Origin of the sequence: [Clostridium] aminophilum, assembly GCF_900101295.1 — a bacterium.
Classification (GTDB): domain Bacteria; phylum Bacillota; class Clostridia; order Lachnospirales; family Lachnospiraceae; genus Clostridium_R; species Clostridium_R aminophilum_A.
Window position 1 is genome coordinate 1 of record NZ_FOIL01000042.1, and the last position, 24491, is coordinate 24491.

Here is a 24491-nt window from a genome sequence, read left to right on the forward strand (position 1 = left end):
ATTTCTCCGAAATTCCCTATGAACTAAAAACGCTCCGCGAGGATGCGCACGCCGCTGTAAGGAAAATTCATGACAAATGATTCTGCGTTCCTTGTTCTTTCCGGAAAATGCTCCGTCCTTTCCCGGAAGGGGTAAAGCACATTTCCCTTTGACAAATGTAAGATTCAGTGGATTCTCCATCAAAAGATGATATAATGCAGAATAGTATATTTTAGTGTATTTCATTGAAAGAAAGCATAGTGATGGGATATCACGGTGAGGTGTGACATGACAAAAGAGATGGATATGGATGCGCAGGGAATGCGCCTGAATAAATACCTGAGTGCAGTCGGATACTGTTCCCGGCGGGATGCGGACAAGCTGATCGACGAGGGCGCGGTTACCGTGGACGGGGAGCCGGCGACACTGGGAACCCGGGTCCGGAACGGTCAGACGGTTGCGGTGAACGGAAAGGATATTGCGGGAAAAAAGGAGAGATCGGTTCTTCTGGCGGTGAACAAGCCGAGAGGCATCATCTGCTCGACGAAAGATGATGATCACGGCGATGTGCATGTGCAGAATATCGTGGATTTTCTGCATTATCCGATTCGCATCTATCCGATCGGCCGACTGGACAAGGAGAGTGACGGTCTGATCCTGATGACCAACGAAGGGGATCTGGTGAACCGGATTCTCCGTGCCAGATTCATGCATGAGAAAGAGTATGTCTGCACCGTCAACCGCCCGATTGATGAGACATTTCTGCGCGGGATGCGCGCAGGCGTCTATATCCCGGAACTGGAGACGACCACCAGACCCTGTAAAGTGACCAAGACAGGAACCCGTTCATTCCGCATTGTTCTGACCCAGGGACTGAACCGTCAGATCCGACGGATGTGCGAGCAGTTGGGATACCATGTTCGTGCTCTCAAGCGCATCCGCATTATGAATATCCGCCTTGGCGATCTGGAAAAGGGTGAGTATCGCGAGGTTGCCGGCGAGGAGCTGGAGGAGCTGATGAAGCTTCTCGATTCCCGTGATGAGGCCAGCGATAAGGAAATGCAGATGATGTATGCCGATATCGAGAAATACGGTGACGAGGATGCCTCCGGAGGACTCGGAGAGAGCGGACACGCAAGACGCGCGGCGCGCGAGGAGAGGGAACGGTTTGCGCGGGGCGAGCGGAATTTCGGCCGAAATGATCGCGAGGAGGAAGTTCGAAGAAACAGCGGCCGGGACGGCGCGAAGGTCTTCCGGTCCGGAAGCAGCGGCAATGTGGTTTACCGCAGCAAAAACAGCGCTTTTTCCGCAAAGCCGGCGGAGAAAACGGCCGGAAAGCGAAACGGCGGAAAGGATGTGCATTTCAGCACGTCTCATAAGATTACAATTACCCGGAGAACAGGAGACGAGGATGGCAGACGCAGAAAGAATCGAGGAGACGAAGAGAATTCGTGAACTGATCCGGATTCTGAACGAGGCTGGAAAGGCATATTACGCGGACGGCAATGAGATTATGACCAACTTCGAGTACGATAAGCTCTATGACGAGCTGACGGAACTCGAGCAGAAGACCGGCATTGTCTTCGCCAACAGTCCGACACAGAATGTGGGCTATGAGGTGGTCAGTGAACTGCCGAAAGTGCGCCATGAAAAACCGATGCTTTCTCTGGCCAAGACCAAGGATGTGGCGGAACTCGCCGCCTTTGCGGGGGAGCACAGGGCACTCCTTTCCTGGAAAATGGATGGACTCACGGTGGTTCTGACCTATGAGGACGGCCGGCTTTCCCGGGCGGTGACCCGGGGAAACGGAGAAATCGGGGAGCTGATCACCGGAAATGCGAAGACATTTGTCAATGTGCCGCTGACCATTCCGTACCGGGGACAGCTGATCCTGCGCGGTGAGGCGGTCATCCTGTATTCGGATTTTGAGAAAATCAACGCGGCTATTGGCGATGCGGATGCCAGATACAAGAATCCGCGGAACCTCTGCAGCGGTTCCGTCCGGCAGCAGGACAGCCGGATCACGGCGCAGCGCAGCGTACGTTTTTATGCGTTCAGTCTGGTCAAAGCGGAGGACGTGGACTTTGCAAATTCCAGGGAAAGACAGTTCGAATGGCTGAAAGATCAGGGATTTGAAGTCGTGCACTATGAGGCGGTAACCGGGGAGACGGTCCCGGAGACCGTCCGGAAATATGCGGAGATGGTGGAGACCAATGATGTTCCGTCGGACGGTCTGGTTCTCCTCTACGATGATATCGCCTACGGAGATTCTCTCGGAAGAACGGCGAAAGCGCCGCGCAATGCCATCGCATTCAAATGGAAGGATGAGACGGAGGAGACGAAGATCCGCTATATTGAGTGGAGCCCGTCCCGAACCGGTCTGATCAACCCGGTGGCGGTGTTTGATCCGGTTCAGCTGGAGGGAACGACCGTCAGCCGCGCCAGCGTCCACAACATCAGCATTATGGAGGAGCTGGAACTCGGTGAGGGGGATACGGTCACCGTCTTCAAGGCCAATATGATCATCCCTCAGATTGCGGAGAACAAGACAAGAAGCGGAGTGAAGAACATCCCGGAGAAGTGTCCGGTCTGCGGCGGAAAGACGGAGATCCGTCAGGACGGAACCGCATCCACACTCTGGTGCACCAACAGCGAGTGTCCGGCAAAAAAAATCAAGAGTTTTTCTCTCTTTGTGAGCAGAGACGCTCTGAATATCGGCGGCCTGTCGGAGGCGACGCTGGAAAAACTCATCGCCGCAGGCTGTATTCACGAGTATCGGGATATGTTCCGTCTGAAGAATCATCGCGATGAGATCATCCAGATGGAAGGTTTCGGTGAAAAATCCTACGAGAATCTGGAAGCGGCCGTAAATACCGCCCGTCATACGCAGCTGTACCGCGTGGTATACGGACTGGGCGTTGCGGGAATCGGTCTTGCGAACGCGAAGATGCTCTGCCGGCATTTCGGAGACGATTTCCATGCGATGCGGACCGCATCGAAGGAACGTCTGATGGAAGTCGACGGAATCGGGGAAGTGCTGGCTGATGCATGGACGGTGTATTTTGCGGACGAAGAGCATAATCGCAAGATCGATGAGCTCCTTTCGGAACTGACCATCGAGAGCGAGGCGGCGCCGGGAGACGATGTGAATCCCGAAGCGCTTGCCGGGGAGACGGTGGTCATTACCGGATCGCTGGAACATTTTTCCAACCGCAAGCTCCTGCAGGAGGAGATCGAGAAGCGGGGCGGCAAGGTGACCGGCAGTGTGACCGGCAAGACCACGATTTTGGTCAACAATGACACGGCATCGACTTCATCCAAGAACAAAAAAGCGAAGGAACTCGGCATTCCGATTCTGTCGGAGGAGGAGTTCATGGAGCGGATGGGAATGCAGGTTTAAGGGGCGAAGGCGACAGGATTTTCTGAAACGATAAAGGTTACGGACTTCGCAGACGGCCGCGGATGATGCGGCGGCATACGGGGCGCAGCCGGCGTGCACAGTCAGAGATCAGACAGAAACACAAGGACAGAAAGCAGTAGAAGGGAAGTATAGACATGCCGATTCGAGTACAGAACGATCTTCCGGCGAAATCAATCCTGGAAGCGGAAAACATATTCATCATGGACGAGACCAGAGCGGTCAGTCAGGAAATCCGACCGCTGGAGATTCTGATCCTCAACCTGATGCCGATCAAAGAGGACACGGAGACGCAGCTTTTGCGCGCTCTTTCCAACACCCCTCTGCAGGTCAATGTCAATTTCCTGATGCTTCAGACTCACCGCTCCACGCACACGTCTTATACCCATCTGAATAAATTCTATATTTATTTTGATGAGGCAAGACAGCACAAGTATGACGGACTGATCATTACCGGAGCACCGGTGGAGAATATGGAGTTTGAGGACATCAATTACTGGGATGAACTCAAGGAGATCATGGAGTGGTCGAAGCACAATGTCACATCGACGCTACATATCTGCTGGGGATGCCAGGCCGGTCTCTATTATCACTACGGAATCCCGAAATATCAGCGGGAAACCAAGCTTTCCGGCGTGTATGAGCATGAAGTGCTGAACCGCAAGATTCCGCTGGTGCGCAGTCTGGACGATTATTTCTACATGCCGCATTCCCGCAATACCGAGGTGCACCGGGAAGACATCCTGAAACATCCGGATCTGATGATCCTTGCGGAGTCGAAGGAGGCGGGCGTCGGCATTGTGATGCGCAGGGACGGAAGACAGATCTTTATTCAGGGACATCCGGAATATGACCGCATGACGCTCTCCAACGAGTATCACCGCGATCTGAAGAAGGGCATGAATCCGTCCATTCCGGTGAACTATTTTGAGCACGATGATCCCTTCTCCAAACCGATCCTGAAATGGAGAAATATGGCCAATACGTTCTATTCCAACTGGCTCAACTACTACGTATATCAGGTAACACCTTACCTGCTTGACGCGATCAACTGACCGGAGAGACAGCAGACAGGCCCTTTTGCTGGGGCTTAGAGGACATAATATGGCAAGTTTGATAACGATCGGCGCGTTTGCCGCCACCCTGATCGCCTGTGTGGCGGCCGGGGTAAAGACGATTTACGCGCTGATGATCGGGTACGGAATCTTTGTGATTTACGGCGTGTCCAGAGGGTTTTCCGTGGCCGAAGTGGTAAAGATGTCCGTTAAGGGCGTTCTTACCGTAAAAAATATCCTGATCGTCTTTGTGGTGATCGGCATGGTGACCGGTCTCTGGCGGGCGGCGGGAACGATCCCGGCCATTATCTGTTATGCGTCGGGGGTGATCGTTCCGGAAATTTTTCTGCCGATCGCATTTCTGCTGAATTGTCTGGTCTCCTTTATGACGGGCACCAGCTTCGGTTCCGCGGCGACCATGGGCGTTATCAGCGTGACGATGGGAATCGCCATGGGGATTTCGCCGGTGCTTTTAGGCGGAGCAATGCTGTCCGGCATCATGTTTGGTGACCGGGCTTCACCGGTCTCGTCCAGCGCGAATCTGGTTGCGGAACTCACAAAGACCGATCTCTATAAGAATATCGGTCTGATGATGAAGAGCGCGGCGGTCCCGTTTGTGCTGACCGTTGTGATCTATTTTATTCTGGGACAGCTGGACGGCGGAACCGGGGAAATGATGAATGTGACCGCGGTCTTCGAGAACGGTTTTGTGATTCATCCGGCAGCGGTTTTTCCGGCGGTTCTGGTTCTGATTCTGTCGGTATTCCGACTGGGGACGAAACGGGTTCTGGCGGTGACGGCGGCAGTCTCTTTTGTGATTGCGGTGGTTCTGCAGCACATTTCGCCGTTGGAGGCGGCGAAAATCGCGGTGCTCGGATACCATGCGGAGAATCCGGATCTCGCGAAACTGATCGACGGCGGAGGCGTTGTCTCCATGATGAGCGCGGTTCTGATCGTTGGATTGTCCTCCTCGTATTCCGGAATTTTTGACGGAACGGGACTTTTGGACGGCATCAAGGATAAGATCGGAGGTCTCGCGGGAAAACTCACGCCCTTTGGCGCGACCTGGCTTGTGAGCATCTTTTCGTCGATGATTGCGTGCAATCAGACGCTGGCGACCATTCTGACACATCAGCTCTGTTCGCATCTGCAGCCGGACCGGCAGAAGTTTGCGATATGGCTGGAAAATACCGCCGTTCTGATGGCGGAGCTGATCCCGTGGTCGATCGCCGGCGCGATCCCGCTTCAGGTAGTGGGGGCGCCGCCGCTTGGAATGGCCTTTGCGGTCTATCTCATTCTTGTTCCTGCCTGGCAGCTAACAGAACAAATGTTTGCAAAAAGAAATAATCTGTAGTATCATAACGGCACAGTCACCGATGGGGGCTGTGCCGTTTGCTGTAAAGTCCATGAGCCCGAAGCCGGGAAGAAGTCAGTCTAATTGATCGCAAGAACGGCGCCGAAATTCCCATGAGGGGAGTTTGGCGTCGGGAACCGCGCAGACTGACGCATATGACGGCTGATCTCAGAGAGCCGGATACCTGCGGAGACGTGCGGCACGGTCTCTGTGATATGATGGGAGCAAGATCAGAAAGAGTCCCGATGCTTTGATATAGACAGGAGAGAGGCGTATATGTCAGAAAGAAAATATATTAAGATCCGCGGTGCAAAGGCACATAATCTGAAGGATATTTCCCTGGATATTCCGAGAGACGAACTGGTGGTGCTGACCGGTCTTTCGGGAAGCGGAAAGTCGTCGCTTGCTTTCGACACGATCTATGCGGAAGGTCAGAGACGCTATATGGAGTCCCTGTCATCGTATGCGAGACAGTTTCTCGGACAGATGGAAAAACCGGATGTGGAGAGCATCGAGGGACTTCCGCCGGCCATCTCCATTGACCAGAAGTCCACCAACCACAATCCGCGTTCCACCGTGGGAACGGTCACGGAGATTTATGACTATCTCCGTCTTCTTTACGCGCGGGTCGGGATCCCGCACTGCCCGAAATGCGGCCGAGAGATCCGGCGGCAGACCGTGGATGAGATGGCGGATCAGATCATGGCGCTTCCGGAGCGAACGAAGATTCAGCTTCTGGCACCCATCGTGCGTGGAAGAAAAGGACGGCATGAGAAGGTGCTCGATCAGGCGAAGAAGAGCGGATACGTCCGTGTCCGCGTGGACGGAAATCTCTATGATCTGAGCGAGACCATCGAGCTGGACAAGAATATCAAACATGATATCGAGATCGTGGTGGATCGTCTGATCGTGAAGGAGGGAATCGAAAAACGTCTTTCGGATTCCATCGACACGGTCATGAAGCTCTCGGACGGACTGATGATCGTGGATGTGACGGGCGGCGAGCCGCTGACCATGAGTCAGAATTTCTCGTGTCCGGACTGCGGGATCAGCATCGAGGAGATCGAGCCGCGCAGCTTTTCCTTCAACAATCCTTTCGGCGCCTGCCCGGACTGCGTCGGTCTCGGATACAAGATGGAATTTGACGAGGATCTGATGATTCCGGACAAGTCGCTGTCCATCAATCAGGGCGCGATTGCCGTCCCGGGATGGCAGTCGGTTATGGATCCGAAGAGCTGGACCGGTGCAATCATTTCCGCCGTTGCGGAGAAATACAAGTTCAGTCTCGATACGCCGTTCCGGGATTATCCGAAAAAAATCCATGACATCCTGATGTACGGAACGAACGGCGAGAAAGTCCGCTATCACTACAAGGGAAGAACTGGTGAGGGAACCTATGAAGTGGAATATGAGGGACTGATCCGAACCTCCGAGCGCCGTTACCGCGAATATGTCGGCGAGGCCGGGAAAGCGGAGATGGAGACCTTCATGCGCATCACCCCGTGCAAAGCCTGCGGCGGACGGCGACTGAAGAAGGGGGCTCTGGCGGTTACCGTCGGCGGCAAGAATATCTATGAGGCGACACAGCTCTCCTGCGATAAGTTCCGTGACTTTGTCGACTCACTGGAACTGACGCCGATGCAGCGGCAGATCGGCGCGCCGATTCTGAAGGAAGTCCGCTCCCGCATCTCGTTTCTGATCGATGTCGGTCTGGATTATCTTTCGCTGGGGCGCTCCACCGGAACGCTGTCCGGCGGCGAAGCGCAGCGAATCCGTCTGGCGACACAGATCGGTTCCGGACTGGTGGGAGTGGCGTATATTCTGGATGAGCCGTCCATCGGTCTTCATCAGAAGGACAATGACAAGCTTCTCGGAACCCTCCGGCATCTTCGGGATCTCGGCAACACCGTCATTGTGGTTGAACACGATGAAGATACCATGCGGGCGGCGGATTTTCTGGTGGATATCGGCCCGGGGGCCGGCGAACACGGCGGAGAAGTGGTGGCGGCCGGTTCCGTGCAGGATGTGATCGACTGTCCGAAGTCCATCACCGGAGATTATCTGAGCGGACGGAAGTTCATTCCGGTTCCGAAAAAACGGAGAGAGCCCACCGGATGGGTTACGGTTCACGGCGCGAGAGAGCATAATCTGAAGAATATAGACGTCTCCTTCCCGACCGGTGTGATGACCTGTGTGACCGGCGTGTCCGGTTCGGGCAAGAGCTCTCTGGTCAATGAGATTCTTCTGAAGTCACTCTCGAGACAGCTGAACCGGGCAAGAACCATTCCGGGCGAGTTTGACTCGATCGACGGCATTGACCAGCTGGATAAAGTGATCGCCATCGATCAGTCCCCGATCGGAAGGACGCCGCGATCCAACCCGGCGACTTACACCGGCGCGTTTGATCTGATCCGTGATCTCTTTGCGGCCTCCAGTGACGCGAAGGAGAGAGGATATGACAAGGGCCGCTTCAGTTTTAACAAAAAGGGCGGACGGTGCGAGGCCTGCGCCGGCGACGGTATCGTGAAGATTGAGATGCACTTCCTGCCGGACATCTACGTTCCGTGTGAAGTGTGCGGAGGAAAGCGATATAACCGCGAGACGCTGGAAGTGCGCTATAAGGGGAAGAATATTTATGACGTGCTGAATATGACGGTGGAGGAATCGCTGGATTATTTCAAGAATGTCACAAAGATTTACAACAAGGTGAAGACGCTCTACGATGTCGGACTCGGATATATCCGCCTCGGACAGCCGTCGACGGAGCTGTCCGGCGGTGAGGCACAGCGGATTAAGCTGGCGACGGAGCTGGCGCGGCGGGGAACCGGAAAGACCATTTACATTCTGGACGAGCCGACGACGGGACTCCATTTTGCCGATGTCCACAAGCTGGTGGATATCCTGCATGAGCTCAGCGACCGCGGCAACACCGTGATCGTCATCGAACACAACCTGGATGTCATCAAGACGGCGGATTACATCATCGATATGGGACCGGACGGCGGAGACCACGGCGGCACCGTGATCGCGCAGGGAACGCCGGAAGAGGTGGCAAAGGTGAAGAAGTCCTATACCGGCGAGTATGTGAAGCGGTATCTGTAACCCGGTACCGGTCACCTGTTTGAACACCTGCTTGCCAATTACGGAAGTCTAACATATAATATGATGAGTCTATTTACGCGAGCAACGAGTCAGAGCCCGTGATGGTATGAGACTATGGCGACTGCCGCGATATTTGGCAGGATAATGTACGTTCGTGCGTCACGCAGGAATTATCAGGAGGAATAACCGTGGAAAAAGAAATGATCATTGTTATGGACTTCGGCGGTCAGTATAATCAGCTGATTGCCAGAAGAGTAAGAGAGTGCCATGTGTACTGCGAAGTTCATCCGAATACACTGTCACTTGAGAAAATCAGGGAAATGAACCCGAAGGGCATCATTTTCACCGGAGGTCCGAACAGTGTTTATAAAGAGGAGTCTCCGAAGTGCCCGAAGGAGATTTTTGAGCTCGGCATTCCGACACTCGGCATCTGCTACGGCCACCAGCTGACATCCCACCTTCTCGGCGGCGTTGTTGAGACGGCTCCGACCAGTGAGTACGGCAAGACCGAAATGATCGTCGATGCAGAGGATTCCATGCTGTTTGACGGCGTAAAGAAAGATTCCATCGTATGGATGAGCCATACCGATTATGTGGCAAAGGTTCCGGAAGGTTTCCGCGTAACCGCGCACACCGATGTCTGCCCGGTTGCGGCCATGGAGAATCCGGAGAAGAAGTTCTACGGCATCCAGGCGCATCCGGAAGTTAATCATACCGAGGAAGGACAGAAGATCCTGTCCAACTTTGTTCACAAGATCTGTGGCTGCGGTGACAGCTGGCAGATGTCCGATTTCAAGGAGCGCACCATCGAGGAGATCCGGAACAAGATCGGAAACGGCAAGGCTCTTCTTGCTCTTTCCGGCGGCGTAGACTCTTCTGTTGCGGGCGTCCTGATGGCTCAGGCCATCGGTGAGCAGCTGACCTGCGTTTTTGTTGATCATGGACTTCTCCGCAAGGATGAGGGCGATCAGGTGGAGGCTGTTTTCGGACCGAATGGGCCGTATAAGCTGAACTTCATCCGCGTCAATGCGCAGGAGCGTTTCTATAAGAAACTTGAGGGCGTGGAGGATCCGGAGAAGAAGCGCCATATCATCGGCGAGGAGTTTATCCGCGTCTTTGAGGAAGAGGCGAAGAAGATCGGTACCGTGGACTATTTCGTGCAGGGAACCATTTACCCGGATGTGATCGAGTCCGGTCTTGGCCACAGCGCAACCATCAAGTCTCACCACAATGTTGGCGGTCTGCCGGAACACGTGGATTTCAAGGAGATCATCGAGCCGCTTCGCATGCTGTTCAAGGATGAGGTTCGCGCACTGGGCAAGGAACTTGGTATTCCGGATTATCTGGTATATCGTCAGCCGTTCCCGGGCCCGGGTCTCGGCGTCAGAATCATCGGGGCGGTAACCGCAGAGAAGGTCCGCATCGTTCAGGAGGCAGATGCGATCTACCGCGAAGAGGTGGAGAAGGCAGGCGTGAAGGGCCTTGGCCAGTATTTTGCCGCTCTGACCAACATGAGAAGCGTCGGCGTTATGGGTGACGGAAGAACCTATGATTACGCGATCGCGCTTCGCGCAGTCTGCACGTCCGACTTCATGACAGCGGAGGCAGCGGAGATCCCGTGGCCGGTTCTCTCCCGTGTTGCCACCAGAGTGGTTAACGAGGTGAAGGGCGTTAACCGCGTACTGTATGATTGTACGGATAAGCCGCCGGCAACGATCGAATTTGAATAATCCACAGAAGGGGCTGGCGCACTAACTCAAGTTAGTGCGTCGGCCCTTTTCCTGTAAAAAGAATTCAGCCGGGCTCCAAAGAGCCCGGCTGATAGTGTAAAATATAGTTATGCAAAAAACGAATATTTTACAGGGTGATATTTGATGCAAGACGGATAAATTCCTTGGAAAAACGTGTTATTAAATATCATCAAATATTGTTGGGAATGAAGAAAGATAATCCGTCAATTGCCGATTACATCAAAAAAAGTACGTTTAAAAGAACCGATAATACGTGACGGAGTCTGTTTATGGCTGATGTATTAACTGTTGAGCAGCGTAGAAAGAATATGCAGCGTATCAGGTCAAAGGATACGAAGATAGAGATGCTGCTTCGAAAAGCCCTCTGGGAAAAAGGGTATAGATATAGGAAAAACTATAAGGCACTTCCTGGTAAGCCAGACATTGCAATCACAAAATACAAAATTGCTATATTTTGTGATGGGGGAGTTCTTTCATGGCAAGGATTGGGAAGTACTGAAACCAAGGCTTGAGAAAAGTAATAATAGTGAATTTTGGATAAATAAGATATCAAGAAACCGGGAACGGGATATTGAAATAAATAAAAAGCTTTTCTTCATGGGATGGACGGTCATTCGTTTTTGGGGGAATGACATAAAGAAGCATATTGATGAGTGCGTACAGGTGATAGAAGAGACGATTTTTGAAATAAAATGTGGGGATGAACTATGAAGAGGAAGGGGATAACGAATATAAAATTAAAACACAGTCTTATGCTGCAATCTCTGAGCCCATTAGCATTTTTGACAATTGTTAGAAATTTTAAATTTGATTTACCAGAAAAACATACAGCGAATCAGACGTATATAGGAGAATTCATCAATTTGAATACTGTACTTATAGTCGTATTTATTTTATGCTTTGCATGGATTATAGCGGCAGGATTTTCGTTCGTTTCGTTTATTGCTTTTAAATGGACAGATAGACGAATGGGTTATCAGTTGGCATCGTATGAAGAAAAAGAAGATGCAAGTTTGAACTTCTTTTTGACGATGATTATCCCTCTTTTGATTGATGATGTGGAAACAATGCAAGGAGCTTTAACTTTTTTTATCATTGTCATTATGATGTGTTCTTTACTGAGTAGGACACACTTGTATTATGCCAATCCGGTTTTGGCAATGCTTGGGTATAACGTATATGAAATTCATTTTTTACATAATCAAGAGTTTGAAAATAAAAAATGCTTATGCGTAGTCAGAGGACATTTGGGGGATAGCATAGGTAGTGTTGAGTATAAAAAGATTGATGGAAATGTTTTATATTTGAAGGAGATGAACAGATGACAGGAGAAGAATTACAGACATCCATCAGAAATATTATGTACGGGGTCAATGACTATGGAATTGAAATATTTACTTTTCTTCGGGAAGAGGAAGAACTAAAAATCAAAAAATTAAGATCAACAGATAAGTTATTGGTTGGAACTAAGAATAGATTAGCTGAGACAGTGAATAACCTGTATCTTTCTGAAGACGCTGAATTTGAGATGTCGGAAAATATTGCTGATAATAAAAAGGCCATATATGAAATTGAGCTTACAGATGATTATAATCCCTTTTCATTTTTAGAGGGAGCTATGGAATGTCAAGAATACTATTCAGAGCGTGATAGGAGATATTTAGCTGGATTATTTTTTTAGGTAAATTTGAATGATGAATATTTTTGGATTTACCAGCATACTTATTCTGTCGCAAGAATAGACAGAAGTAAGCATATTCTAGCATTTTTTGTCAGAGATACATATGATGAGTTAGATAATGATATTGTTCAAATTGATTCGAGAGCCGATATTGTTATTTTTTCAAATAATGTTTTTACAGCAAAAATTGATTTAATGCAGAAATTTTTTGGGTTTGAAAAATTTATACGAGTAGGCGCACAGAAAACAATAGAGATTTTAAGTGAAATGGATATTGTTATCGGATTAGAAAAGATTACAGCTTTGGAAAATCATAAAAGACTAACCAACTCAAAAAAACTTTTGAAAGCAAAGAATTCGCCTGTATTGAAGATGGAAAAGAATGATCTGTTAAACAAATTACAGAATCATGCAAGATATAAAACAATGCTGAAATTCGAAGATAATCATATTGTTATTACATCTCAGAAAGATGCATTGGCATTTGTTAAGATGCTAAATGATGATATTGTAAGATCTGAACTGACGGGACAGGAATATGATAGTTCAAGCAAATCTATTTTGGACGAAGAATAAATTTATGATTTTTTGATAGTATATGGTTCTTAAATTTAGAGAGATGATTTTGATGACTGGGATGATGCTTACGAGTATTGGGAAGATAATTATTGAAGTAGATTGTGGATTACTGCGTTAGGAGTTTGCTGCGTGATTAAACAATTCAACGAAGTCAACGGACTTTACATCGAGAAAATAGTCGGTCAGGATAGGCTTGCTTATGCTATGTCTGATACTGAAGATTTATATGATCTTATAGAATATGCAGAGCGTGGCGGCTATCAGGGTTCTGTTATAAAGTTCTATGATTTTGACAACGGAAATGTCTATATGCCTTTTGAAAAGAAAAGGGATGTAATTTATGGTAAGTCGGTATATACAGACGGATTTTACTATTTTCTTCAGGCCGATTATGGATTAAAGAAAGTAACGTTGTATAAATATTTTCCTGAAACTATGCTTAAAGCCGTTGCAGAGTTTGGTATGGATGAAGTAAATCTGTATAATCTTACAATAATCGGAGAAAGGTGCATGTTATAAGCCATGATGGTGACAAGTTTTGCTGTTATTATCCCGAAAAACTTTCATTAACGCTTAGGGATCATGAAGCGGTTCTTATGATGACGGAGGATGAAATCATATCAGAGGAATGGATTGAAGAAGGATGGGATGATGAGAAAGACTGTGCTACTGATAGTTACAGGCTTTACTACAAGGTGATTATAAGAGATTTTGACGGAAATATTATCTCTGATGAAATCGGATCGATACATCAAGCACCGGATGGAACTTATTGGATAGCCTAACTGTAATAGATGATAAGGTAAGTATTATATGGGTTTTGAATTGAATAAAATTGAAAATAAGGATTTGTCCGTATTCAAACATGATATGCAGGAGGCATTTCAATTAGGAGCTGCTGCATGGGAAGAGGATTTGGATGAGGAGATCCTTCCTGAATCACATATAGACAGATCGCTTAATGCAAAGGGTTCAATTGTATATAAGGCGGTAGTCGATGGGAAGTTTTTAGGCGGAGCTATTGTCGTTATAAACGGTTCTCATGGTCATTTGGATTTTTTATATGTTAAGAGCGGAATCCAGAGCAAAGGTATCGGACAGCAGATTTGGAATTCAATTGAGGTAATGCATCCGGAAGTTATACTTTGGGAGACCTGTACACCGTATTTCGATGTTCGAAATCTTCATTTTTATATCAATTGCTGCGGTTTCTCGGCAGTGGAGTTTTATAATCCGAAGCATATGGATCCCGATGCTCCTAATGGGGATGATGGTAAGGATTTGTTTTTCAGATTTGAGAAATATATAAAACGAGATAAATAATACGTAATCCATTAGGAAGGAGTTGATAAATTAGTGACAATAGAAAAAATGAAAGAGTTGCTTGGAAAAGATGAGAAAATAACAGTAGAGTATAAAGCCTGTCAAAATGGAATACATGATGATGTATATGAAACTGTATGTTCTTTTTCTAACAGATATGGCGGTTATATTATCATGGGCGTTGAAGATGGGGGCAAACCGATAGGCATTAATAAAAAGCTGATAAAGGACATGAAGAAAAATTTTGTTAATCAGCTTAATAACCCTGCTAAAATGTTACCAACATTGTATTTGTCAATTGAAGAAATTGAATATGATGGGATGACGCTGTTATGGGTATATGTTCCTCCTACATCTACGGTTGAAAAATGCGGAAACAGGATTTATGATCGAAATGAAGACGGTGACATGGACATTACTGATTCGCCTATCCAGTTACAGAACTTGTACAACAGGAAAAGTAATACGTATGCTGAAAGGAAGATTTTTCCATATGTCACAATGGATGATTTAAGAGTGGATCTACTTGAAAAAGTCAGAAATTTGGCAAAAAGCAAGAAAACGGATCATCCGTGGCTCGAACTATCTGATAAGGACATGCTTAAAAGTGCAGGGCTATGGGAAAAAGATTTTTCTTCAGGGCTGGAAGGTTATAATCTTGCGGCTGTTCTGTTGCTGGGGAAGGATGACGTTATAAACTCGTGTTGTCCTGGATATGTAACGGATGCTCTTTACAGGGTTGAAAATATGGAGAGGTACGATGACAGATTGCAGGTTACAACCAATCTTATAGAAGCTTATGAGATTTTGATGGAGTTTGTTGCTAAACATACGTCAGATAAATTTCATTTGATTAATAATGTAAATACAAGCGTAAGAGATCTGATTTCGAGAGAGGTAATTGGTAATATTCTTGTTCATAGAGATTATTCCAGTGCTTATCCGGCAAAGGTTATTATTGAGAAGGATTGGCTTAAAACTGAAAATTGGTGTATTCCAAGAAGACATGGAAACATAATGAAGGATGAGTTTCAGCCGTATCCTAAAAATCCAGTTATTCAGAGATTCTTTGCTAATATAGGTAGAACTGACACGATTGGTTCTGGTGTAATCAACCTGTATAAGTATACACCAATTTTTTCAGATGGCGGAAAACCTGAACTGTTTGAAGATGATGTTTTTAAGATTACAATTCCGTTAAATAAAGAAGCTGCTAAGGAAGCAAGTGATCAAAGAAAATTGTCAGAAAGAGAACAGGCCATTTACAACCTTATATGTGAAAATAAGCATTTGACAGTAGAGCAGGTTATGGCTGAGTTTGATATTTCAAGATCTACGGTATTTAGAGATTATGCGAAGATAAAGAAAATCACTGGTGCTGTCTATGATAAAAATGAGTCTTTGTGGAAATTATAATAGTTAGTCTCATCTTAGTCTCACGCAGTCTCAAGTAAAAATGAGACTACATGAGACTGGAAAAAGAGAAAAAGGCGTAAAAATGGGGTGTTTTATATTATAGTCTCATAGTAGTCTCAAATGAAAATGAGACTAGCATGAGATTAAAATGAGACTGAGAAAATCGGATAGTTAGTATTGAAAAAACGCCGGGGCTTGATCATTCAATCAAACCCCAGCTTCCATTGAGACTTATCGACGAAGTAATATAACCGAAAGAATTTCTTATAGCCTAAAACATCTATCTTGCATTCATAGATATTGGTGTCGCGTGAGACGTAGAGGCAGTCTTTGGTCGTGTAAGCTCCGTCTACTTCATTTAGTAAGCCGCGATATCCATTCCTTCCTACGAAATGAAACGATCGCGCGGGTACTCTATCTGTGTAAGGATGTTGAGACCTTTGGCTCCGGTATTCGGAAAATCTATTCGCTTTGCAATACGGCAGGGGTCGAAATCAAATATGAAAACACCGACACGGACTTCAAGATCGAGTTTTCAAGGATAGATCGGAATAAGTCGCCATTATCTGGCCATGAAAATGGCCGGATAAATGACCATATAAGTGACCTGGAACAGGCTGTACTGAGCTGCTTACGGGAAGAGCCAGGGATGACCAATGCGGAATTGATTAAAAAAACAGGAAAATCCCAGCGTACAATCACCCGCGTTCTTGCCTCTCTCAAAGGAAAGGGTCTGATCAACCGTATCGGCTCTAATAAGACCGATTACTGGAACGTGAGATAGAATTTATCTGGCGCCATTTTGTCAACATAAGCTCAGAAAGAGAATAGTATAGTTGTTTGAAAATCTTACTACAGATATTAACTGAAATAAATTAAGTAATGAGCTGTCGGTATCGTGCATTAGTACGCTGTGAAATCGTAGAAATACATATGGTTTATTTGAGAAAAATGAGTGCCTTGACAGTGTAGTTTCAAAGGAAAACGTCTACTAGAAGGTCTTAAAGGCATTTTTTCAATTTCAGTGGAGGAGAAGATGACAAATTATGAGCTACTGTTAGAAATAAATGGAAAATTAAAAGAGAATATTGAGAGCTTATACACTTCTGGTAAAATGGATGATCTAAATAAATGCATCTCCTTCGCTAATGATTTTAATATGTGGTTATCGTGCTGTGGCGATTTTTCTGAATATATACTAATAAAAGAAGCTCAAACTGAATGTATAAATTCTATATACCTGTGCGCACAAGGATTTTATAAAGAAGCTATAACGACACTTCGGCAATTCTTAGAACATACACTGTTTGCGGTGATGTTGTCAACAAATGATTATAAATATCGTTTATGGAAAGCTGGTAAAATTGATATGTCATGGACGCAGATGATGGATCGCGAAAACGGTATTTTTAGTGTTCAGTTTATTCAGACTTATGCAAATGATATCGATGAAATAAGAAGTATGGAATTGTTAGTAATTGCGAAGGATATATATAGAGAATGTTCGGAATTTGTTCATGGTAATTATGTGAGACTTGCCATGTTACCTGATTATATAACATATAATGAAAAAATGACGGACCAATTTATTAAGTGCTTTAGAAGCATTAAGTATGTAATATGTATGGCGTTATTTATTAGATTCCGAGAGACACTGAACAATCCAGAAATTCTAAGAAAATTAGAACCTCTGATTTTTGACAATATCGGGATGCTTCCTGAAATCCAATTATTATATAACAGAGGAGACTTCAGAGATGAATGAATTTGTAATTCGTACAGAAGAATTAACAAAAGAGCAAATATCCGACTTCTTTGTTTCTTCTGATTATGAACAGGCAGTTATTGACAAATTAAAGGCACCCTCACCAGTACTATTAGTTGGAAGTAGAGGTGTTGGTAAGTCTTTTCTGTTTAAGGTATGTGAAATACAGCTGCTAAACGATTTTGAGAGACTAAGAATTCTTCCTGTCTCACTAACTTTTCGTAAAGCATCGTTGGTCAAAACTTCAACTCCAGATCAATTTCAATATTGGATGCTTGCAAGAATATGTTCAGAATTATTAAGAACTTTAAGAAAAACTGGAACAATTACGCCAATTGCTTCTGGACTTGGGGTTTTATCTGGTGAAACTGCATCAGAATTAAGCAAGACCGATTATCTTGTAAAAGAATTTGAAGACTCTTGGAGAACGCCAGGGAAAACTATCGACATTACTAACCTTCCTACTTTAGATGATTTTCTCGATGCAGTTCAAGACTTGTGTGAGGAATTAAATATCTTACGCATAGTTCTATTTATTGATGAAGCTGCACACGTTTTTCTTCCGCAACAGCAGCGCGAGTTTTTTACATTATTTAGAGATTTACGTTCTCCATTTATTAAATGCAATGCAGCAGTATATCCGGGTGTAACGGTATATGGGGAAACGTTTGAACCAATCCATGACGCTGTTCGGATTGATTTGGTCAGAAATGTTAATGATCCTAATTACATTGCTAATATGAAAGAAATGGTATTGCGGCAAGTGAGAGATAGTAGCTTGGCAACACGTCTTTCTAAAAATGGACAAAACTTTACATTATTAGCATATGCAGCATCTGGAAATCCACGTTACTTGTTAAATAGTATAGCCATGGCTGAAAGAATGGATTCAAAGTCGGTCAACCAAGTTTTTAGAGAGTATTATCGTGAAAAACAGTGGGCGGAGCATACTAAACTTTCAGACCGCTTTCCTGGATATAAGAGATTTATTGATTGGGGAAGAGATTTTCTGGAAACAAATGTTATCCCTGAATTAAAGACAAAAAACGATGACTATTTGTTAAATGGTAATGGTAAAGGAACAACTTTTTATTTTTGGGTTCACAATAGTGCACCACACGAGGTAAAAGAAGCATTCAGAATCTTGGAGTACTCTGGATTGGTCTATGAAGATGCTGCAGGAATAAGAGCCACAAGAAGTGAAGTTGGTACAAGATACATGGTTAATATCGGATGTCTTCTTGCATTTGAAGCTTCTCCTACAGCGACGGGACTGTCAATCATTAGACAAGCTGATATTCGGAGGATGAGCGAATATGGGGCGAATCAGGCAGTATTCAAAAAAATACAAGGGTGCGTTATAGGTACCGAAACAGATGTCCTTAAGGAGCACTTAAGAAAGAACATTGACCTACTGGATTTAACAGACTGGCAGAAACAGAAAATGCATGAAATATCAATCAACACAATTGGTGAGTTGATCTCTGCCCCTGAAGATCGTTTGAAAACGGCAAAATATATTGCAGATGTGCGAGCCAGAACAATTAGGAATGCAGGAATTGCTGCTGTCTGCGAATATCTATTAGGATAAATATGAGATATGATGGAAGGAGTACATTACAATTAGTGTAACGATTAACAGAAGTAAGGCAGTGAACAATTGTCAAAGGAATAGATAATGTATTGGCAACAGAAGATCAGAAAGGGAAGAGACACAGTATAACTGAGAGAAAAAGCTGGCTAAAAGCGCACAAAACTTAACTGATATACGTTAAGTAACGCTCTGCCGGTATCGAGTACGAATAATACATCTGTGTTATATTGTTCATCTTGTACAGATAATGTTAATAGATTGCAGGTAATCCTTGTGGTTGCCTGCAGTTTTATTTTGGGAAAATATTTTTGTACCCAACGAGAGAAATATATACGTTGACAACGTACATGAGTTGATTTGTACTTTGTTAAAGTATAAAGATGTTTTTGGAGACGATGATATGGATATTTCAGAAAAAATAAAGCAGTTACGAAAGAAAACGGGATTATCACAAAGTAAATTTTCCGCTAAATTTGGAATTCCCGTAAGAACTCTTCAGCAGTGGGAACAGGGAATAAGCGCCCCTCCGGAATATTTGGTCAGAATGATGGCGTATATTATGCTGCTTGAGGAAAATGGGCAAATAAAAGACGAAGAACCGATAAGGGGGAAACATGCAGATGGCAAATGATAAAGTTCAGTTATTTGAAGATCAGCCGATCAGGACGGCATGGGTTGAGGATGAGGAAGAATGGTATTTTTCAATTGTGGATGTGGTTGGAATACTGACTGAACAACCTGATATTGATGGTGCAAGGAATAATTGGAAAGTATTGAAAAATAGGCTTAAAGATGAGGGCAGTCAGTTGGTGACAAATTGTCACCAACTGAAAATGAGATCTCCGAAGGATGGAAAACGATATAATACTGATGTGGCAAACACAGAACAATTGCTTCGCTTGATTCAATCTATTCCTTCGAAAAAAAGCGGAGCCGTTTAAAATGTGGCTGGCCTATCGCCGGACAGGTGATGGAAAATGTCCCAGAATACTCACGAAATTCGGAGAATGATAATAATCATTCCTTATATATGATCAGGAAATAAACGAGAGTATAATGGGAGGAATAAACAAATGAATCACAATCGTTCCGATTATCGGCTTCTGTCCAGGCAGTTTTTTCGCCTGCTTCCATATCAGATTCTGCTGATCGTTCTATCGTCGATCAATGAGATCATTTCGAGCATATTCGCCAGCAATTACATCGGAAGAGAGGCGATGAGCGCTCTGGGATTGTATGATCCTTTCGATACGTCTGTTATCGCGGTCAGCCTGATGTTTGTTATCGGTTCTCAGATCCTTGGCGGAAAAGCCATGGGAAGAAATGCGATGGCAGAAGCCAGGAAGATTTTTTCCATGGATGTTCTGATAACAACGGTGTTCTCCGCTGCAGCAATCCTTGTTCTTTCGATGGCAGTTCATTTCGGCTGGAGCAGGATTCTGACGCCGGATGCTGATGTACAAAAATCGTTGGGCCGGTATATTCTCGGCGTTGCCGTCGGCATTTTTCCGACGGTTATGGGACAGCAGCTGACGGCGTTCCTGTCACTGGAAAACAAGACGAAGTACACAAGCGCTGCCAGCGTGGCGTTTCTGTCCGTCAGCCTGGTGCTGAATTATCTGTTTGTGGTGGTATACCGGATGGGAGAATTCGGCCTGGGACTTGCGCCCTCCATCGGCATGTGGATCTTCCTGATGATCGAGCTTAAGCCTTATGTTGGGGGGAAAACTCTTTTTAAGCTGTTGTTTTCGGAATTCAAGCTTCGTGATCTATGGCGGATCATGAAAACCGGCTTTTCCGGTTCGGTGATCGAAGGATATCAGGCAGTGCTCGGATTCATCCTGAACGCCCTTATTGTCATGTATGTCGGCTCAGCCGGTCTGTCCGCGTTCGCGGCAACTCAGGCGGTGATGCTGGCGGTCGGAATCATTCCGTTCGGCATGATACAGGTAGCACGTATGCTGATGAGCGTCAGCATCGGTGAGGAAGACCGGAAAACGTTGGCGGATGTCATGCGGGTGGGACTGTTCCGCTGTATTCCGGCGATTTCGGTCATCGCGGCGCTTATGATTGTGTTCGCCATACCGCTGACCAGACTTTTTTACCGTGATCCCTCCGATCCGGTCTTTGAGATGACCGCTGCGGGGTTTCGTATTCTGCCCCTGCTTCTTCCGTTGAGCGTTTTCCGCATGCAGTTTTCCGGTTATGCGCAGACCTCCGGTAAAGATGGACTGAGCCATCTTCTCGCATTGCTGGAAGGCGTTGCCTGTGTGGCATTTTTCGCGGCGGTCCTGATCCGGCCGCTGGGAATGCGCGGCGTATACTGGGCCTATCCACTCAACGGCGTTGTCTGTGCCATGGTGATCGTGCTCTATTCCTGGGTGATGCGCAAAGCATTTCCGAAAGATCTGGAGCAGCTCATGGTGATCCCGGATGATTTCGGGGCCCCGGAAGATGCCCGGATGGATATTTCCGTGCGCAGCATCGACGAGGTAACCATGGTCTCGCAGCAGGTGATCGAATTCTGCCGCAGCCGAGGAATCGACCGCAGAATTTCATTTTTTTCCGGACTGTTTTTGGAAGAAATGGCGTCAAATGTTGTAGAACACGGTTTTTCGAAGGACCGGAAGAAGCATTCGGTGGATATCCGGGTGGTTCATAAGAATGACGAGGTGATTCTGCGAATCAAGGATGACTGCGTTCCTTTTGATCCGGCGGAGCGATCGGAGATTCTTGATCCGGCGGATCTCGTGAAGGGGGCGGGAATCCGTCTTGTGTATAAAATCGCAGAGGATATTGAATATCAGAATATTCTGGGGTTGAATGTTCTGACGATTCATATCTGTACAGATAAACATCAGGGAAGGAGACATTGACAGCCATGCTGAATCAGGTTCCGGACAAAACGGCGGAAAGACTGCCTGACATTATCCGAAGGGCGAAGGAGATTCGCAAAAATCAAAATGAGGCCGGGTGCGGCGGAACCGTACTGCCCGGAGAATACATTCTGAATCATTGTCCGGATTTTCTTCAGAGAGTGAGCGGAGACGTTCGGACGATCATGGTCGGCGGAACAAACGGGAAAACCACGACGACCAGCATGATCGTTCATATGCTCCGGGCGAGGGGATTCCGGGTCTTTTCCAATCGGGAGGGCGCGAATAAAACCGAGGGTATTGCGACCGCATTCGGACTTCACTGTGATTCTGAAGGAAAACTGGATTACGATTTTGCGGTGGTGGAATGTGATGAACTGTTTCTGCTTCCGATGGCAACCGTGCTGAAACCGGAGGTTCTGGTGCTCACAAACCTGTATAAAGACCAGGTGGAGCGTCTGATCAGTGCGGAGCATACCGCGAAAGAGATCATCCGGGCAATTTCGACACTGACGGACTGCACGCTGTGTCTGAACCGGGACATGAATTTCTACGAAGATTTTTCGGAGGCATATCATGGAACAAGACGGATTCCGTACCGTCTTGCATCGGAGCACACGGTGGAAATCGATGGCAGTTTCCATGAGATGACGGTTGATCTCCCGATGAAATACAATCTGGAAAATGTGGTAGCAGCGGCAGCTGCATTGTATGCCGTGGAACAGCTGTTTCCGGAGAGTTTTGACTGTTTCCGGGATTATAAGCTGCCGTTTGGCCGCTTCGACCGGATCGCGCTTCCGAATTCCGAGATCAGGGTTGTGCTTGCCAAGAATCAGATTGCTCTGGAGAGAATCTGTGCGGAACTTTCAGAGCCTCTTTCGGGATGTACACTTTTTATGTGCTATGAATATCCGCCGGATTTTCTCTGGCTGGAAGATTTGGATCCGGAGACCTGCCGGAACATCGGACGTGCTGAAAGGATCTGTGTTTTGGGAGACTGCGCGGAAGATCTGGATCGGATCATCCGGAAAAACTTCACCGGTCATTCATCGGTGGAAATCCTGTCCGATGAGCAGGCGGTCCATCTGCTTCAGACGGCAAAGCAGCCGGTACTCGCGATTGTCGGCTATTGCGGCATGTTGAGGCTCAATAAGCTTCTTGCCGCGGAAAAATACACGAAAGAGTTCTGGGAAGAATGAATACATGGAGTAAGAGAAGTATGTTTTTATGAGACGCGTGTTATTGCGCTGGGAACAAGGCGAAATCCGCACGGGCAGGGGATCCTGTCGACTGCCGCGAGAGGAGCGAAGCGTATTCTGACTCGTTGAAACGGTATCATAGATCAGAATTCTTCACAAAAGGGGGAAAACCAGTTGAGAAGATGGAGCGGAGAGGAAACTGCTTATATCAATGGTCGGATCTACACTTCGGATCCGGAGATGCCGGAGGCAGAGGCATTTGTGATTCGGAATGGAAAATTCATTGCGGCAGGCGCAAATGACATTGCGACAGATTGTCCGCATATCGTGGATCTTCAGGGACAATGCGTCATACCCGGGCTGGTGGATTCACACTGTCATATACTGGCAGGGGTGGAAAAAAATATTCTCAATCTGTACAACATTGATCCCAAGACCAAACCGGAGGAATTGGGTGATGTGCTGCTTTCGCTTCTCAGAGAGCAGGGAGAGGACAGGGAGGAAACCGGCCACGGACCGGAGTGTGAGAAACCGGCGGGATGTGAGGAACCGGCGGGATGTGAGGATGTGTCGGGAGAGGAAAAATCGTCGGGAAATGCCGGGAAAGGCATCCTCCGGGCGATGGGAATGGACCTGACGCAGGGCACATTTTCCGCAGATGATATCGATCGGGTGATCGACGACCGGGAAGTGGTGGTCTTCAGTGACGACGGTCACGCGCTTCTTCTGAACCGCAGAGCAATGGAAAAACTGGGAATCGATTCGGATACGAAAGACCCGGGGGAACACAGTTATTTTGTCCGGGATGAGGACGGAAATCCCACCGGACTCGTAATCGAAATCCCCGCCATGATGCTATGCAAAGCCCTGATGAAGGAGACGAAATCCGATGTAAAAATCGTTCTGAAGGAACTGTGCCGGGAGTATGCCTCCTACGGATATACCGCCGCCTTTGACGCCATGTCGGTGGATTCGGAGGATGATGCCGTTCTTTCTCAACTGTCGGAACTGGATAAAGAGGGTGCGCTGTGCCTTCACATCTGTACCAGCTTTGGATACCGCGGGGAGGACGGGATAAAAGCCGCCGAGGTCCTGAAGCTGATGAAGCATCAGAGAGAGTTTTATTCGACGGAACATGTACATCCGAATACCCTGAAAATGATTGCGGACGGCACAATCGAAGAACATACGGCGCTTCTCTTCGAACCGTATGCGGATGAGCCGCAGAATTTCGGAAGTGAGATGATCTCTTTTTCCGATATGAAAAAGGCAGCCGTCATGGCGGCGAAGGAGGGATTTTACATCCATATTCACGCCATCGGCGATGGGGCGGTTCAGAGAGCGCTGTCGGTATTGAGGGCTGTAGATTACGATCATGTCCGGAAGACGATTGCTCATA

At 46.8% G+C, this 24491-nt stretch carries 21 protein-coding genes and 1 pseudogene; all 22 read left to right on the forward strand.

Annotated elements, in window-relative coordinates:
- Positions 1–267 precede the first annotated feature (267 nt).
- Positions 268–1434 carry a pseudouridine synthase gene (locus BMW41_RS15210; protein WP_074650063.1) on the forward strand — a complete coding sequence of 389 codons (1167 nt, stop codon included), beginning with the start codon at positions 268–270 and terminating at the stop codon, positions 1432–1434.
- Positions 1391–3379, forward strand: coding sequence for an NAD-dependent DNA ligase LigA (gene ligA, locus BMW41_RS10610; protein WP_074650064.1), 1989 nt, complete (start codon positions 1391–1393; stop codon positions 3377–3379). The genes BMW41_RS15210 and ligA overlap by 44 nt, the downstream gene beginning before the upstream one ends.
- 155 nt (positions 3380–3534) lie before the next feature.
- Positions 3535–4452, forward strand: a complete 918-nt coding sequence (gene metA, locus BMW41_RS10615; protein WP_074650065.1) for a homoserine O-acetyltransferase MetA — start codon at positions 3535–3537, stop codon at positions 4450–4452.
- Positions 4453–4501: 49 nt separating this feature from the next.
- Positions 4502–5806, forward strand: a complete 1305-nt coding sequence (locus BMW41_RS10620; RefSeq protein ID WP_074650066.1) for a Na+/H+ antiporter NhaC family protein — start codon at positions 4502–4504, stop codon at positions 5804–5806.
- A gap of 276 nt (positions 5807–6082) precedes the next feature.
- Positions 6083–8908, forward strand: coding sequence for an excinuclease ABC subunit UvrA (uvrA, locus tag BMW41_RS10625; protein WP_074650067.1), 2826 nt, complete (start codon positions 6083–6085; stop codon positions 8906–8908).
- Between the two features lie 188 nt (positions 8909–9096).
- Positions 9097–10638: a glutamine-hydrolyzing GMP synthase gene (gene guaA, locus BMW41_RS10630; RefSeq protein WP_074650068.1), complete on the forward strand. Its 1542-nt coding sequence runs from the start codon at positions 9097–9099 to the stop codon at positions 10636–10638.
- Between the two features lie 290 nt (positions 10639–10928).
- A pseudogene (locus tag BMW41_RS15345) lies at positions 10929–11370 on the forward strand (very short patch repair endonuclease).
- Entirely contained in the window at positions 11367–11984 is a 618-nt protein-coding gene (locus BMW41_RS10640; protein WP_074650069.1) for a hypothetical protein, read from the forward strand. The pseudogene BMW41_RS15345 and the gene BMW41_RS10640 overlap by 4 nt, the downstream one beginning before the upstream one ends.
- A complete protein-coding gene (locus tag BMW41_RS10645) occupies positions 11981–12340 on the forward strand; it encodes a hypothetical protein (protein WP_074650070.1) in 360 nt (119 codons plus the stop codon). Before BMW41_RS10640 ends, BMW41_RS10645 begins: the two co-directional genes overlap by 4 nt.
- A 6-nt stretch (positions 12341–12346) precedes the next feature.
- Entirely contained in the window at positions 12347–12916 is a 570-nt protein-coding gene (locus BMW41_RS10650) for a DUF4868 domain-containing protein (protein ID WP_074650071.1), read from the forward strand.
- Positions 12917–13048: 132 nt separating this feature from the next.
- Complete coding sequence (locus tag BMW41_RS14185) at positions 13049–13438, forward strand: hypothetical protein (protein WP_143050856.1); 390 nt, start codon at positions 13049–13051, stop codon at positions 13436–13438.
- A 77-nt stretch (positions 13439–13515) separates the two neighbouring features.
- The gene (locus tag BMW41_RS14190) at positions 13516–13704 is read left to right on the forward strand and encodes a hypothetical protein (RefSeq protein WP_143050857.1); all 189 of its coding nucleotides are present in this window, start codon (positions 13516–13518) and stop codon (positions 13702–13704) included.
- Between the two features lie 28 nt (positions 13705–13732).
- Positions 13733–14242: a GNAT family N-acetyltransferase gene (locus BMW41_RS10660; RefSeq protein WP_074650072.1), complete on the forward strand. Its 510-nt coding sequence runs from the start codon at positions 13733–13735 to the stop codon at positions 14240–14242.
- A gap of 33 nt (positions 14243–14275) precedes the next feature.
- Positions 14276–15658 carry an AlbA family DNA-binding domain-containing protein gene (locus BMW41_RS10665; RefSeq protein ID WP_242870339.1) on the forward strand — a complete coding sequence of 461 codons (1383 nt, stop codon included), beginning with the start codon at positions 14276–14278 and terminating at the stop codon, positions 15656–15658.
- 310 nt (positions 15659–15968) lie between these two features.
- A complete protein-coding gene (locus BMW41_RS15425) occupies positions 15969–16442 on the forward strand; it encodes a winged helix-turn-helix transcriptional regulator (protein ID WP_074650074.1) in 474 nt (157 codons plus the stop codon).
- Positions 16443–16694: 252 nt separating this feature from the next.
- The gene (locus BMW41_RS10675; protein ID WP_074650075.1) at positions 16695–17423 is read left to right on the forward strand and encodes a hypothetical protein; all 729 of its coding nucleotides are present in this window, start codon (positions 16695–16697) and stop codon (positions 17421–17423) included.
- Positions 17416–19014: an ORC-CDC6 family AAA ATPase gene (locus BMW41_RS10680; protein ID WP_074650076.1), complete on the forward strand. Its 1599-nt coding sequence runs from the start codon at positions 17416–17418 to the stop codon at positions 19012–19014. Before BMW41_RS10675 ends, BMW41_RS10680 begins: the two co-directional genes overlap by 8 nt.
- Before the next feature lie 403 nt (positions 19015–19417).
- Positions 19418–19648 carry a helix-turn-helix domain-containing protein gene (locus BMW41_RS10685; protein WP_074650079.1) on the forward strand — a complete coding sequence of 77 codons (231 nt, stop codon included), beginning with the start codon at positions 19418–19420 and terminating at the stop codon, positions 19646–19648.
- Positions 19638–19958, forward strand: a complete 321-nt coding sequence (locus tag BMW41_RS10690) for a BRO family protein (protein ID WP_242870340.1) — start codon at positions 19638–19640, stop codon at positions 19956–19958. Before BMW41_RS10685 ends, BMW41_RS10690 begins: the two co-directional genes overlap by 11 nt.
- Positions 19959–20090: 132 nt before the next feature.
- Positions 20091–21893: an MATE family efflux transporter gene (locus BMW41_RS10695; protein ID WP_074650077.1), complete on the forward strand. Its 1803-nt coding sequence runs from the start codon at positions 20091–20093 to the stop codon at positions 21891–21893.
- A 5-nt stretch (positions 21894–21898) separates the two neighbouring features.
- On the forward strand, positions 21899–23092 hold the full coding sequence (locus BMW41_RS10700) for a Mur ligase family protein (RefSeq protein ID WP_074650078.1): 1194 nt from the start codon (positions 21899–21901) through the stop codon (positions 23090–23092).
- Between the two features lie 174 nt (positions 23093–23266).
- On the forward strand, positions 23267–24491 hold a 1225-nt coding region (locus BMW41_RS10705; RefSeq protein WP_143050858.1), incomplete at its 3' end, for an amidohydrolase family protein.